This is a genomic window from Clostridium massiliamazoniense (assembly GCF_001403635.1).
GTDB lineage: Bacteria > Bacillota > Clostridia > Clostridiales > Clostridiaceae > Sarcina > Sarcina massiliamazoniense.
On record NZ_LN879467.1, the window covers coordinates 615,679 to 630,019 of the forward strand.

Below are 14,341 nucleotides of genomic sequence, written 5' to 3' on the forward strand. Positions count from 1 at the left end.
TAGAGTTAATAATTAAAATATACAGTAAATGTTAAAAATATAAAAAGTTTAAGGGGTGCCGCTAGGTAGCCCTATATTCTTTGATATAATTATTATATAGGGGGAGATTAGGATGGAGAGTATTTTAATTGTAGAGGATGACAGGTTACTCAATAGAGGTGTTTCATTTGCTTTAAGAAAGGAAGGATATGAAGTTATCTCAGCATATTCAAGGGCGGAAGCAATGCAAGTTATTTTAAGTAAAAAAATAGATTTTTTACTTTTAGATATTAATTTACCAGATGGTAATGGGATAAGCTTATGCAAGGAAATAAGGGAGAAAGCAGAGTTTCCTATTGTATTTTTTACAGCAAATGATACTGAAGAAGATATGGTTAAGGGCTTTGAAGGAGGTTGTGATGATTATATAGCAAAACCATTTTCAGTAGAGTTACTTAAATATAAGATAAATGCAACTCTTCGAAGAAAAGAACGGATAAATAAAAGTATTTTTGAATATAAAAATTTAAAAATAGATTTTCAAAGAATGACTGTTTATATTAATAATAAAGAAATTAATTTAACTGCTACGGAATTTAAATTATTAGAGCTTTTTGCAAAAAATAAAGGAAAGGTAATTACTAAAGAAATAATTTTAGAAAAAATTTGGGATAGTAATGGGAATTTTGTTGATGAGAATACTATCAGCGTTAATATAAGGCGTCTTAGAAAGAAAATAGAAAAGGACCCTAAAAGTCCAGAATATATAATTACTGTATTTGGTGTTGGGTATAGTTTTGGGGAATAAATTTATGGATGTGAGTTTTGATAGAATAAACAAAGTGTTTAAATTTGGTGTTATATCTTTAGTAATTATATTAAATATCTTAGTTTATTTTTTAGAGGTAAATTTACTTATATCAATAGTTATATTAATTTTTTCTTTTTTTATAGTTGGTGGATTTTTTCTTTATGAAGAGTTATATAAAAGGCATATGAAAAGTAATTTTGAACAATTATCTAATATGTTAACTGCTATTATAGATATGCGAGAGGAAGAGGTATTTTCAACAGTAGAGGATACTATTTTAGGAAAATTGCAATTTCAAACTAATAAGTTAACTAATATATTAAAGAATCAGAATAAGCGAATAGAAAGTGAGAAAAATGAAATTAAGTCATTAATTTCAGATATAGCCCACCAGTTAAAAACTCCTTTGACCAACTTAAGAATGTATGGAGAATTTTTACAAGATGAAAATTTAAGTGAGGATGAAAGGAAAGAATTTAATGAAATAATTTTATTATCATTAAATAGGTTGAGTTTTTTAATCGAAAACATGATAAAGATGTCTAGATTAGAAAGTGGAGTAATACAATTGAAGCCAGAGTTAGCACCATTAAATGAGACATTGTTTAATGCTTTAAAGAATGTACAAAAAAAGGCGAAAAATAAAAATATAAATATTGAAGTTCAAAAGGTGGAACAAGTTAATATAATCCATGATAAAAAGTGGACAAGTGAAGCTATATTTAATGTTATAGAAAATGCAGTAAAATATACAAAAAGCAATGGTATGATAAAGATAAAAATAACAAATTATGAAATATTTTTAAGAGTAGATATTGAAGATAATGGAATGGGGATAAGTGAAGAAGAGTTACCAAAAATATTTACTAGATTTTATCGTGGTCAAAATGTTACAGAGGAAGAGGGGCTAGGTATAGGCTTATATTTGACAAGAGAAATAATATCTAGACAAGGTGGATATATTAAGGTTTCTTCTAATGAAAAAGGAACAATTTTTTCTTTATTCTTTAAAAAGGACATTTGATAGATAGATTAATTTAACATGTTTAGAATGAAATAAATTAAAATTTAACTATAGAGTTTAAAGCTTAATTTAAATTAAGTAATAAATATTAGAATAAATAAAAATGACAAGGGATATCCCTTGCCATTTTATTTATTATATAGATTAAGCACCTTGCTCTGCTTTATATACTTGGGTGTTAGTTGCTGATGGAACTGGGAATATAGGAGCTAAATAATGTTCTTGGGCAACATAAATGCGTCCTGTAAGTGATATGTAAAATGGTTCATTTGGTTCATATTCAACTTCATAATAAGTTTCACCATTTATAATTTTTGTGTTGCTTAAGTTTATTGTTATATTTTTAGTAAAGTTATTCAAATTATTATTTAAAATATTATTATTTGTTCCAGAAATACAAATACTATCAGCATAGGTAATTGCTATCTTTCTTAACATATTGCTTATATCATTTGAAGTTAAATTATTAGGGTTATTTGGATTAAATGACACTTGTCCATTTAAAAATGCATTAAAAGATATTTTATTACCATATTCATTCATAAACCCAACAAAGTTTTCACAAGAAAAGTTACCAGATTTATTTGGGAAAGGTGGAACTCCAGCCATAAAATAATTAGTTTCTGGAATAATATTATTGAATATAGCGTAATATTTTTCGCCATTAACTATAGAATAATAGTTTGGATTTATTATTAAAGTTGCTGAACCAGAACCAAAAAAATAGCTTTCAGATTTGCATATATTGTAAATTGTATTTAATTCATCATTAGTAAAGTTAGGTGAAACAGTAAAAGGGGTAGTATTAGTAATATTAGTAGAATTGCTTCTATTATTGTGAGCAATAGTATTATTGTTAGTATCTAAGTTATTTTTACTTGTAGAATTATTAATAGGACTAGATTTTAGATTATTAGTCATATTAACATTTTGATTAGAACTGTTAATAGAACTGTTATTTTGTTGTGAATTGTTAGTTGAGTTGTTGTTTTGTGTTGTTACAGTTCCATTACTATTAAAGTTTTGATTATTTTCCTTTGATGCAGCATAAGCATAAGAACCACCAAATGCAATAATAGCTAATGTTATTAATGATATTATAGCTTTTTTCATTTTTATTTCTCCTTTGTTTAAAATACCGAAGTAAATTATAGCATATTTGTAAAGAGTATGCATTTATTTTTATAAATAATTTAAATTAAGACAAATTAACTAAGAAGTTTTATTCTATAATAACTAGAAGAAATTTATTAACATTAGCTAATATGCTATAATAAAGCTATTAATTTTAAGGAGATAGAACTATTTATGATAAGAAAATCAGAAAATAAAGATGTAAATAAAATAATGACTATATGGAAAGAAAGTACTATAAAAGCGCATGATTTTATTGATAAACAATATTGGGAAGATAATTATGAAACTGTAAAAAATACATATTTACCAATATCAGAGACTTTTGTCTATGTTGATCAGGATAATATAAAGGGGTTTATTAGTGTAATAGAGAATGAATTTATAGGAGCTTTATTTATAGATGTAAATTACCAAGGAGAAGGAATTGGAAGCAAATTAATAGATTATGTAAGTGAAAAATATGGAGACCTAGAATTAGCTGTTTATAAAGATAATGAAAAAGCCGTTAAATTTTATCAAGAAAAAGGATTTAAAATAGTTAAAGAACAAGAAACTGAAAATCCTAAATTTAAAGAATATATAATGAAAAAACATTAAATTAATATGGTAAAAAATATTTTAAAATAGAAGAGGGCCATATGGAGAATTAAAATTTTTATTTGTGATATAGTCAGAGCTATTAAGTTTATTAATAAAAATAAGTACTATGATTAGTTTATTTAAAAACGATATAGATTAGGAAGTGACAAATATGAAGAAATGTTTATTTTGTGGTGAAAACTTGGAAAATGATTACTTATCAAATAAGGTAGGATACTTTTGTAATGAAGAACATTTTGATAAGTACTTAGAAGCTTTATCAGATGAAGAGTATATTAGAATTCAAAATTCTTTCTGTGTTTGTAGTGATGATTAATTTTCATTGTATTATTAAAAGCTCCTTTTTAAGTAACTAAAAGATTGTCTAGATACTTAAAAGGAGTCTCTGATTTTTTAGAATATTAATAGTTTTAAGTCTGTAAAATACTTTGTGTATCCAATTAAAGTATTTCAATTATTTCTTTTTCTTTTAGAGTTTCTTTTACATCTATAACTCTTTGATTAGAAGAGCCTCTGTATTTTAAACTTATGTTTCTATTTTTTATTTCAAATTTTCCATCTATTAAAAACATCAACTTCTTTTAATAATTCTAATCTTTTTGGATTATCTATAATTTGTTCAAAAGTATAACCAGACCACATCCATATAGGTTTCTTTGTTTCTTTTTTTATTCTTCTTAATAGATTTAATAAAGTATTATCTTTAATTTGCTGCATTGGTTCTCCACCAAGAATATTAACTCCTTTAACCATAGGATTCATAGTTAATTTAATAAATTCATCTTCAGTTTCTTTAGTAAAAGGTGTACCATAATTAAAGTTTTGTTGATCTTTATTAAAGCAGCCATTGCAATTATGAGTACAACCACTTACAAAAAGTGTTGTTCTAATATTTGGACCATTAGTAACATCTAATTTTCTAATTTGTGCATAATTCATTGCAAATCCTCCTAAGTAATTAGCTTTCAATTATCTAAGAAACTGTATCTATTTGTCTTAAATTTATAGAAGATTGAAATATTATAGACACTAGTTATTAGATAAATAATAAGTTCTAGCAAGAATAGCTTTCTTACCAGAACTTAAGAGTTAGATTTTTTATTATAAATGAAGAACTCTATCTCCAATTTCGGCTGTTCTACCTTTGTTCCAGAAATTGGTTCCAATATATCCACAAGTTCTTCTCATAACTTGCATTTCATCTTCATCATGATTGCCACAAGATGGACAATACCAACTTAAAGTTTCTTTATCTAATTGGATTTCACCAGTATATCCACATTTATAGCATATATCTGGCTTAGTATTAATTTCAGCATATTGGATGTTGTGGTATATAAAGTTTATTATACTTTCAACAGCTTCTACGTTTTTGCTCATATCAGGTACTTCTATATATGATATACAACCACCTAAAGAAATATCATGGAATTGAGATTCAAATTTTAATTTAGTGAAAGCATCAATTTCTTCACATACATGAACATGATAAGAATTAGTATAATATAATCTATCAGTTACATTTTTTATTTTTCCGAATTTTGCAGTATCTATTCTACAGAATCTATATATTAAGCTTTCAGCAGGAGTTCCATATAAACTAAATCCTAGTCCAGTTTCTTCTTTCCATTGGCTGCATTTAGCATTCATGTGATTCATAACTTCTAAAGCAAATTTTTCTCCTTCAGGAGTTGTGTGGCTTACTCCAAGCATTGCATAAGTTAATTCGCAAATACCAACATAACCTAAAGATAAAGTAGAATAACCATCTTTTAATAATTTATCTATCTTTTCACCTTTTTCAAGTCTAGCTATTGCACCATATTGCCAATGGATTGGGCTTGCATCAGAGGTTATTCCAAGAAGCATTTTATGTCTAGTAAGTAGAGCATCCTTACATAAGTCTAATCTTTCATTGAAGATTTTCCAGAATAAATCCATATTTCCTTGAGCTAAAATTCCGATCTGTGGTAAGTTCAGTGAAACAACACCTTGGTTAAATCTTCCGTACCATTTATAATCTCCATTGTTATCTTTATATGGAGAAAGATGTGAACGACAACCCATTGGAGGGAATGTATTTCCTTCATAATTTTTTTTCATCATCTTTGCAGATTGATAATCAGGAACCAATCTTTTAACTGTACACTTAGCAGCAAGTTTTGTTATATAGTCATATTTACCACCTTCAAGGCAATTATGTTCATCTAGTAGATAGATTAGTTTAGGGAATGCTTCACCAATTTCTTGACCTTTATAGTTTTTCATTCCTTCTAATCTTTGCTTTATCATTTCTTCACATATTAAGGCCATTTCTTCTTCATATGGATGTCCTTCTTCTATTTCTAGGTAAATTGTTGAAAATGGAGCTTGTCCATTTGTTGTTTGTAAAGTTGAAAGTTGATATCTTATAGTTTGTATACCATCTTTAAGTTCTTTCATTTTTGTATCTAAAGCTAATTTTTTAGCTAGTTTTTCATCATTTAACATTTCAAAATAATGTTTATAAGCTTTTTCTTCTGTAACCTTAAGGTATTTAGCCAAATGTTTAATAGTGATACTTTGACCACCATATTGATTTGATGAAACTTGTGCTATGATTTGAGTTGCTACAGTACAAGCAGTACTAAATGATTTTGGTTCTTCAACTAATTTCTCATTAATAACAGTACAGTTAGCGAACATATCTTCTAAATTAACTAAACAACAGTTAAACATAGGTGATAAACTGTAGTCCATATCATGCCAATGGATAGCACCTTCGTCGTGTGCTTGGACTATGTAAGCAGGAATTAATTTTCTTCTTGAAATATCTTTAGATACTTCCCCTGCAATTAAATCTCTTTGAGTCGCTGCAACTACGGGATTTTTATTAGAATTTTCATTCATAACATCTTCATTTTGTTTATTTAATAAATCTAAAATACTTTCATCTGTAGTATTAGTATTTCTTTTAAACTCTTGAACAGCTCTATATCCCTCATAAGCTTTAGCAGTTTCTACTTGTCCGTAATGAACTAATCTATCATATACATATTGTTCTATTTTATAAATAGTAGCTATTTCTTCATGTTTACTGAAAAAATTTTCACTATCGGTAGCTATTAAACTTGCTATATCTGGTAAATAAATACCACTACCATTTTTCATAGCCTTTGAAATTGCCTCTTCTATTTTGCTTTTGTTAAAATCTACTGTGCTTCCATCCCTCTTTATGACTTCCACTAAAACCACTCCTAAACATATGATTACCTCACATACAACTAGTTGAGGTATTATTTATAATTATTATCGTCTTAAAATACACATCATATTGTACTATTATTTTGATAGATATACAAGATATTGAACTGCAGATATTGTTAAATTTTAAGTAATATTCTTTTAAGTTCTTTCTTTTTCGTCATATAAATCTATAAAGGGATAAAAAATAGGGAATACATTATTATATATTTTTTAAGATAGAGATAAATTAAGGATTAATTAAGATAGAGTTAAAGGTTCATTTAAATTATTTGTTTTTTTTGAAAATAAAAAATATATCAACTGTTTATGAGAGAAAATATTTTCAAAAAATGACTTGATAAACAGTTAAAAAATAGTTAAATATATAAATTTTACGTTAATTACACAATGATTTTTTGTAAAGTAAAATTTATACTCTTATTTTAAACAGAAAAAATGTAAAAAAATAACTTTAAAATTATAAACATAATACTAGTAGTATTATGTTATTTATATAAAATTATTACTAAATTACTTTAAAAATTGTCTAATTAATAATAAGAATAATAGTTTCTAAAATTAGGTTTTATTTTTTTAAATATAAATAAAAAATATATAAATAAAAATTACATTTAAAGTTTGGGGATTTATAAAATTAATTGATAAAATATAGTCAAGTTAAGAGGCTATATTTTGAGCCATATTTTATAATAATCAATTTATAATGTAAGTTTATTTATAGTATAAAACTACATTTTAGTTATTAAATTAATTTACTTTTATTTGGAGGAATGTCAAGTGAAAAAGGCGATAATTGGAATAGTGATAGCTGCTGTTATAGCATGTGGAGGATATGGAATTTATAGAGGTGTAAGCAATAAAAAATCAACTGCAAAAGTTGCTTCACAACAATTAGATACAAAAGCAACTGCTAAGGCAGGGGCAACAGCTACAACGGCTACAACAACTACAAGTCATGGTGAGGCGAGTACTACAGTAACACCTGATCAAGCTTTAAATTTACTTAAAGAAGGAAATAAGAGATTTGTAGAAGATAAATCACAACCTAATAATGTTGATGCAAAGAGAAGAAAAGAACTTGAAAGTGGACAACATCCATATGCTACAATAGTTTCATGTTCAGATTCTAGAGTAACACCAGCCCTTGTATTTAATGCTGGACTTGGTGATATATTTGATGTAAGACTTGCAGGTGATGTTGTTGATGATTCAGCTTTAGGTTCAATAGAATATGCAGTAGATCATTTACATACACCTTTAATAGTTGTAATGGGACATGAAAAATGTGGTGCAGTAACAGCAGCTTATGATGATGTTGTTAAGGGACAAAAAGCACATGGCCATGTAGAAGACTTAGTTGATGAAATAAAACCAGCAATTAATAAGAACGGAACTGTAGATGATGCAATCAGAAAGAATGCAGAAAATGTAGCTAATGAAATAGAAAAAGATCCAGTAGTTGCACAAGCAATTAAAGCAGGAAAATTAAAAGTAGTTACAGCTTACTACGATTTAGATGGAACAGTTCAATTTAATTCTTAAAATAAAAAAATAAGATATTTAGTTTTTTAATAAACCCTATATAAAATTACTTTTTAAACTTTATATAGGGTTCTTTTAATTTGTTAGATTTTATTTATTTCCTTTGTAAGATTTTCCTGTAATATGATCAATTGAAATTTTAATCACATTAGTTAAATGACTTGCTTTTCTTATATATTCTGCACCTTCACTTAAATATTCAGGAGAGTATTTACAAATGAATTTGTCTAAAGCTTTTTTCTTTTCAGCTTCAGTAGCTACACAAGCAGTTCCAAAGATTATAACACTATCATATTCTGTAGTAAATTTACTTGGCAAAACTTTAGTATTACTTACAATAGTAAATGATACTTTGTTATTTTCATTTATATTTTCAATTTTATGTCCGGAAGTACTTCCGTGAAAATAAATTGAATCATCAATAAATACATAGCTAATAGGAACAGTATATGGATAGCCATTTTTACTGATTGTTCCTAAAACCCCATATTCAGATTCTAAAAGTATTTTTTCAATTTCATTTTCTTTTAACGCTAAATTTATTTTTCTCATTGAATGAAACATATATAAACCCCATTTCTATTTAAATATATGGATATAATTAATTCTAGCATAAGTAATTATCTTGGATAAAGTTTAAGTATTTTAGGATTTAATTTTAATATTTTTAATTAAGAATTAGTTTTATAATTCTTTTTATATTTTAATTACAACTAAATAAATTTTGTATATAAATAAGTAGAAAATCACTTTTTATGAAATTTAATTTATTTAAAACTTCATTAAAAGCTTCTTATCATAAGGTTTATATATGTGTGTGCAAAATAGAAAAGAAAAAATGATATTGTATCAAGTTTTATATAAATAAATCAAAAAATTATAATTGATTATTCAATCAATATTTAAAACAATACTTTTTTATTAAAATAATAAGCTGATATTTAGATTTTTAATTTTTATTTTAAAAGTAGTAAAAAATTTTAATTATTTTTAATATAAATATATATGACTAATCTGATAAAGTTGAGTATAATAGTCATATATAAATAAAGAGGTTGATTATTACATAATTAAGAGATAATAGAAGACCTCTAAATATTATATAAAAATTAAAATAAGCTTTTCGTAGAGTAAGAATAATATATTTTAATATAGCGAAAATTAAAAATGCTAGTTTATTTAAGAAGAGTATATCTAAATTAGGTTTTAATTTATTTTTAGATTGTATTTAACTTAAATATAATAATCAATGAAAGGAGGATGGAAGAAGACCTATGATAGAAAAAGAAGTAAGAGAAAGTGTATTTAATTTTGAAAATACTTATGCAAAGCTTCCTAATTTATTTTTTTCAGAACAAAAACCAACTATAGTTCCAGCACCTAAATTGGTTAAGCTCAATTATTCTTTAATAAATGATTTAGGATTAGATTCAAAGGCTTTAGAAAGTGAATATGGAACTAATTTATTAGTAGGTAATGTTATTGAAGAGAATTCAAAACCTATTGCTAAGGCTTATGCAGGTCATCAATTTGGACATTTTACTATGTTAGGTGATGGAAGAGCAATTCTTTTAGGTGAGCATATAACACCAAAAGGAGAAAAATTTGATATTGAGCTTAAAGGTTCAGGGAGAACACCTTATTCAAGAGGTGGAGATGGAAAGGCTGCTTTAGGACCTATGCTTAGGGAATATATTATAAGTGAAGCTATGTATAATTTAAAAATACCAACTACTCGTAGTTTAGCTGTGGCTACTACAGGAGAACCTGTATTCAGAGAAGATACTCTCCAAGGAGCTATTTTAACTCGTGTGGCAAAGAGTCATATTCGTGTTGGAACTTTCCAGTATGCTGCAACATGGGGAACTAAGGAAGATCTTAAGGCATTAGCAGATTATACTTTACATAGACACTATGATGAATTTGAAAAAGAAGAAAACCCTTATGTTTTCTTACTTAAGGAAGTAATAAAAGCACAAGCAGAACTTATTTGCAAATGGCAATTAGTAGGGTTTATTCATGGTGTAATGAATACTGATAATATGACAATTAGTGGTGAGACTATTGATTATGGTCCATGTGCATTTATGGATACATATAACTCTGCAACAGTATTTAGCTCTATAGACCATTTTGGAAGATATGCTTATGGTAATCAACCTAATATTGGGGCATGGAATCTTGCTAGATTTGCAGAAACTTTAATACCATTATTAGATGATGACAAAGAGGAAGCTATAAAGATAGCACAAAATGAAATATCAAATTTCAGTGCAATTTTCAAAGAAAAGTGGCTTTCAGGAATGAGAGCTAAATTGGGATTCTTTAATGAAGCTGATGAAGATTTATATATAATCGAAGGGCTTTTATCAATGATGGAAAAATACAAGGTGGATTATACTAATACTTTTGTTGCTTTAACATCAGGTGAAATAGAAACTATGGAACTTTTTAATAAAGAAGAATTTAAAGTGTGGTATGATTTATGGGTAAAGAGATTAGAAAGACAAGAGCAATCAAAGGAAGAAATAAAGAAATTAATGGAGGAAAGTAATCCTATAGTGATTCCTCGTAATCATAGGGTTGAAGAAGCTTTAGAAGCAGCTGATGTTGGAGACTTTACTGTTATGGAAAAGCTTTTAGATGCTTTGTCAAGACCTTACGATTATTCAAGGGATGTTGATTATTATAAAGAACCTCCAAAACCAACAGAAACTCCATATAGAACTTACTGTGGAACATAAAACTTATAAAACTTAAAATAACTTAAACTTAATTTTAAACATAAACATAAATACAAATATATAGAAGCTTACTTTAGGAAATAAACTAAGGTAAGCTTTTTTTATTTAAGAGGATATGAGCAAAATATTTTCTATGTGATAATTATATTTAGAATTTAGTGATTAACGAAGTTAGATTATCCTTAAAATATTGTAATAAGAGGGCGTAAGAAACTATATATATTTTATGTAAGTATTTTTTTAGGAGATAAAATTTTGAATTGGTTATATGTTAAAAGTGTAGAGGAATTAAAAGAGTTTGGAAAGATGAAGGATGTCAAAAAGCTTGTAAAAAAGGATTTAGCTGAGTTTTTTAAGAAGCAAAAATCAGCTGATAAAAATATAGTTGAAATGATTAAGATAACTAGTACTTCTTGGACTGGATTATACAATAAAATATGTGCCTTAAGAGAATTTATGAATACAATTAAGGTAGATAATTCTTTAAGAGAAAAAGATATTGTAAATGAAAGCAAAACTAATGAAATAAAGTATTTTAAAAGTGAAGAGGATGAAATTATATTTTATCTTTTAGAAATGGAAGGTAAAAAAAGAAGTGAGAAGCTTGGAATTACAAGAGCTTGTTTTATTAATGAAAAAGAAGCGAAAAAGTGGAGGAATAGAATATCTAAAAAAATACATCCAGATAAAACTAATAATAAAGATGCTACAGAGGCTACAGCTAAGCTTAATCAATTATATAAAGAGATGATTGGTGATGCCTAAGAAGAAAGTAGTAAAAAGTAAAGAAGTAGTGAAAGAGGGAGAAAAACTTCCTGCTATATTTCAATATGATATGAGTACCATATCCTTTAATAAGCCAGAAGCTTTTGATGGCGCTGATAAAAGAACAATTAAGAGTATAACTAATGCTTGTGAGAAATCCTTTGGTGATAAAAATACAGTTATTTATTTTGATTCTTCTTATGTTCATAGAATTTTAAGGACCAAAGATTATATAGCAAGAGAAGAGATTTTTAATTTAGATGATGATGAAAAAATTAATTGGGAAAATAAGATCTATGTTAGCTTAGGAGCTGTAATGAAATTAGTTAATAAGAAGTTAAGTTCTATAGGGACAGGAAAGACAAGAGATTATTTAACTTTTGTAGAACAATATCTAATAAGTATGAGAGATAATGATAAATTTATAAATATGAGGACAAAGTTAGAAAAAGATTGGCAAGATGAAGTAAATAAACTAAAAAATCAAAGAAAGAGGAAATACAAAATAAAATGTGATGAATTAACTGGAGAACCTTTAAAGAAAAATTGTCAATTTTCACATATAAGATCAAAGGCTATGTATAAGAATGTTTCTCTTGATATAAATAATGGCTTAATAGTTAATGCAGATACACATAATATAATAACAGCTAAAAAAGTTACAAATGAAGATGAATTATTAAGCTTATGTAAGGACAAGGGCTGGGAAACTAGTTGGTATAATGAATATATTGTAATTATGAGATAAACTAAGACTTAATTTAGATAGAGTTTTAATTCTAATTTTTAACTAAGTACCACTAAAGTATATTAATATAACTTTTGGTGGTTTTTTTATTGTATTAAATTTTTAATTAATGACTTATTTTAATATTATATGTGAATTTGTAGGAAGTAGTATATAATATTGGATGTAATTTAATTTCAAAAGATAAGGGGATAGTATGGAAGATTTACATAGGGATTATTATAAAAAAAAGAAAAGAAGGATTAAGATTAATGGAATTAAGGATTTTAAAGAGGCTTTGATTAATGAAGGTTATAATATAAGTGGTATTAAAGCTGAAAATTTTAAAGAGGGGATTTCTAAGCTTTTCAGTATAGATAGTTTAGTAGTGGACAAGCTTTATAAGATTATGACTAAGGATAATATTACTTATAGAGCTAAGAGTATTGAGGATTTTATTGATTATATAGAAACTATTATGCTATATGAGGAAATGCATGAAAGATTATGTAATAAAATAAAAGAGATAGATAAGTTATATATAGAAAGAGTAGAGTACGAAAGAGTAGCAAGCTCTCAAGATAGCATAGATCATATGCTAGAAGCTATTGAAGAAGTAAAATCAAGTATGGTAAAAATAAGTGAACATGGAGTATTTAGAATTAATGCTTTAGAAGAAGAAATAGCTAAAAATTATTTATATGCCAAGGATATTGAGTTATTGAAGAAAATTATTCTTTCTAATAATAGAATATTAGAGGAAGACTATGATGAAGAAAATAGAATTAAAACAATAAGTTTTAATATTCCTGAAGTTATAAATCATGATTATATTCCTGTTAAAATTGGGACTTTAGAATATCATGAACATTTAAATAAGGATATTCCTAGAATGAAAAGATTAATAAAAAATATAGATAAGTATATGGAAGACCATGAAGAGGGAAGGAACACATTTAAAATAAATCAAAGTTTAGCTCTTCAAGATTCTATAAATATAGCTTTAGCAATTTTTAATAATAGAGAATTTAAGGCTATTAGTGGAAGTAATGATATAGAAGATTATTGTAAGGCTCCAGCTTTAGAGGAAGCAAGATTTAAAAGTAATAAAGTTAATAAATTAGGGAAATTAGGGGTTGGATATAATAGAGTTAATGATAGTGAAAAAAAGATTTTAGAAGAAATACATAGACTAATAGAAAAAAAGGAACTTAGTGATGAAGGGAAGCTTATTTTGTATAGTAAATGGGAACCTTGTCCAAGCTGTTGTTTTGTAATTAGTCAATTTTGTGAGAAGTACCCTAAAATAAAAATAGAAGTTGAGTATCATAAGAGCTATGGTGAATAAATATTATTCACTATAGCTTTTTTATATTTACATATATGTAATAAAAAGGTATATTATAAGTAAGAATATCGATAGTCGATATTTTAATATTTAGGGGGATATTATGGCAAGAGAACAATTGCAAAATTTAACAGAGCCTATGTATTATATACTAATAGCATTACTAGAAGAACGGTGTGGTGTTGATATAATGTGGGCTGTTAATGAAATTTCAAGGGGGAGAGTTAAGGTTGGGCCAGGAACTTTATATGCTTTATTAAAAAGATTTGAAAAGGAAAAAATCATAGAAGAAACCACAGTGATATCAAGAAAAAGAAGCTATATAATTACAGAAAAGGGTAAGAAAATTTTAATGGAAGAGTATGAAAGATTAAAGATTTTAGTTGAGGATGGAAATAGAATATTTTAAGGGGGGGAA

General features: G+C 26.4%; 15 protein-coding genes. 10 read left to right on the forward strand and 5 right to left on the reverse strand.

Features of this window, described 5'->3' with window-relative positions:
- Positions 1–112 precede the first annotated feature (112 nt).
- Positions 113–787, forward strand: coding sequence for a response regulator transcription factor (locus tag ARA19_RS06695; protein ID WP_055070197.1), 675 nt, complete (start codon positions 113–115; stop codon positions 785–787).
- A gap of 4 nt (positions 788–791) precedes the next feature.
- Entirely contained in the window at positions 792–1,814 is a 1,023-nt protein-coding gene (locus ARA19_RS06700) for a sensor histidine kinase (RefSeq protein ID WP_055070198.1), read from the forward strand.
- A 144-nt stretch (positions 1,815–1,958) separates the two neighbouring features.
- On the opposite strand, the gene ARA19_RS06705 is transcribed toward ARA19_RS06700, so the two are convergent.
- Positions 1,959–2,927 carry a hypothetical protein gene (locus ARA19_RS06705; protein WP_055070199.1) on the reverse strand — a complete coding sequence of 323 codons (969 nt, stop codon included), beginning with the start codon at positions 2,925–2,927 and terminating at the stop codon, positions 1,959–1,961.
- Between the two features lie 195 nt (positions 2,928–3,122).
- On the opposite strand from ARA19_RS06705, the gene ARA19_RS06710 reads away from it, so the two are divergent.
- Positions 3,123–3,548 (forward strand): N-acetyltransferase, encoded by a 426-nt coding sequence (locus ARA19_RS06710; protein ID WP_055070200.1) that lies wholly within the window; start codon positions 3,123–3,125, stop codon positions 3,546–3,548.
- Between the two features lie 154 nt (positions 3,549–3,702).
- Positions 3,703–3,867: a hypothetical protein gene (locus ARA19_RS17770; protein WP_197276572.1), complete on the forward strand. Its 165-nt coding sequence runs from the start codon at positions 3,703–3,705 to the stop codon at positions 3,865–3,867.
- A 124-nt stretch (positions 3,868–3,991) separates the two neighbouring features.
- On the opposite strand, the gene ARA19_RS18190 is transcribed toward ARA19_RS17770, so the two are convergent.
- The 3 genes from ARA19_RS18190 to nrdD form a co-directional block, all read right to left on the reverse strand.
- Positions 3,992–4,123, reverse strand: coding sequence for a 4Fe-4S cluster-binding domain-containing protein (locus ARA19_RS18190; RefSeq protein WP_341381949.1), 132 nt, complete (start codon positions 4,121–4,123; stop codon positions 3,992–3,994).
- Positions 4,098–4,490, reverse strand: a complete 393-nt coding sequence (gene nrdG / locus ARA19_RS06715; RefSeq protein WP_341381950.1) for an anaerobic ribonucleoside-triphosphate reductase activating protein — start codon at positions 4,488–4,490, stop codon at positions 4,098–4,100. Before nrdG ends, ARA19_RS18190 begins: the two co-directional genes overlap by 26 nt.
- Positions 4,491–4,652: 162 nt before the next feature.
- Positions 4,653–6,776, reverse strand: a complete 2,124-nt coding sequence (nrdD, locus tag ARA19_RS06720; protein ID WP_055070201.1) for an anaerobic ribonucleoside-triphosphate reductase — start codon at positions 6,774–6,776, stop codon at positions 4,653–4,655.
- A gap of 798 nt (positions 6,777–7,574) precedes the next feature.
- Here nrdD and ARA19_RS06725 point away from each other — a divergent pair.
- Positions 7,575–8,339: a carbonic anhydrase gene (locus ARA19_RS06725; RefSeq protein ID WP_055070202.1), complete on the forward strand. Its 765-nt coding sequence runs from the start codon at positions 7,575–7,577 to the stop codon at positions 8,337–8,339.
- A gap of 90 nt (positions 8,340–8,429) precedes the next feature.
- On the opposite strand, the gene ARA19_RS06730 is transcribed toward ARA19_RS06725, so the two are convergent.
- On the reverse strand, positions 8,430–8,903 hold the full coding sequence (locus ARA19_RS06730; RefSeq protein ID WP_055070203.1) for a pyridoxamine 5'-phosphate oxidase family protein: 474 nt from the start codon (positions 8,901–8,903) through the stop codon (positions 8,430–8,432).
- A gap of 710 nt (positions 8,904–9,613) precedes the next feature.
- On the opposite strand from ARA19_RS06730, the gene ARA19_RS06735 reads away from it, so the two are divergent.
- The 5 genes from ARA19_RS06735 to ARA19_RS06755 all read left to right on the forward strand — a co-directional run bounded on the left by ARA19_RS06735 (position 9,614) and on the right by ARA19_RS06755 (position 14,332).
- Positions 9,614–11,083, forward strand: a complete 1,470-nt coding sequence (locus ARA19_RS06735) for a protein adenylyltransferase SelO (protein ID WP_055070204.1) — start codon at positions 9,614–9,616, stop codon at positions 11,081–11,083.
- 255 nt (positions 11,084–11,338) lie between these two features.
- Positions 11,339–11,848 (forward strand): hypothetical protein, encoded by a 510-nt coding sequence (locus ARA19_RS06740; RefSeq protein ID WP_055070205.1) that lies wholly within the window; start codon positions 11,339–11,341, stop codon positions 11,846–11,848.
- Positions 11,841–12,596 carry a hypothetical protein gene (locus tag ARA19_RS06745; RefSeq protein WP_055070206.1) on the forward strand — a complete coding sequence of 252 codons (756 nt, stop codon included), beginning with the start codon at positions 11,841–11,843 and terminating at the stop codon, positions 12,594–12,596. Before ARA19_RS06740 ends, ARA19_RS06745 begins: the two co-directional genes overlap by 8 nt.
- Positions 12,597–12,792: 196 nt before the next feature.
- Positions 12,793–13,923, forward strand: coding sequence for a deaminase domain-containing protein (locus tag ARA19_RS06750; protein ID WP_055070207.1), 1,131 nt, complete (start codon positions 12,793–12,795; stop codon positions 13,921–13,923).
- 103 nt (positions 13,924–14,026) lie between these two features.
- The gene (locus ARA19_RS06755) at positions 14,027–14,332 is read left to right on the forward strand and encodes a PadR family transcriptional regulator (RefSeq protein WP_055070208.1); all 306 of its coding nucleotides are present in this window, start codon (positions 14,027–14,029) and stop codon (positions 14,330–14,332) included.
- Positions 14,333–14,341: the final 9 nt, after the last annotated feature.